Source organism: Pseudomonas viridiflava (assembly GCF_900602065.1).
GTDB lineage: Bacteria > Pseudomonadota > Gammaproteobacteria > Pseudomonadales > Pseudomonadaceae > Aquipseudomonas.
This window is the reverse complement of record NZ_UWFN01000050.1, coordinates 1-349: the sequence shown is the minus strand read 5'-3', so window position 1 is coordinate 349 and position 349 is coordinate 1. Positions and strand designations below refer to the sequence as shown.

The window sequence follows — 349 nt, the reverse complement described above, 5'->3', positions numbered from 1 at the left end:
GCGTGGCGCCTGCTAATGCTGTCCGAAGGCTATGGAAATCTCAGCCATGCTCGGCGCCTGGTCACGCTGGACGAAATCCAGCCGCCTGAGGATCTTTCTCCGGCCGTTTTACTCGACGTGCTGCAGGACCTGCATGCACGCAAAGTCGTTCGTTTGGGGGAAGGGCAGTTGGAAGTCTTCGAAGTGGAGAAGCTGCGCAAGGTGGCGAATTACTCCAAGGCCAGTGCCGTGTGTTGAAGGTGCGCCCGACGCTGATCGTGCCCGTGCTCTGCGTGGGCATGCAGCCCATGACGCTCCGCGTCACATCAACAAATGATCATCAGCGCATCAAGTCACTTCGATACTGCCC

Annotated in this window: 1 pseudogene; it reads left to right on the top strand. The window is 58.7% G+C overall.

Annotated features, from left to right (window positions below):
* Positions 1-237: pseudogene (locus tag EE949_RS00940) on the top strand (Crp/Fnr family transcriptional regulator); the annotation flags it as partial.
* Positions 238-349 lie beyond the last annotated feature (112 nt).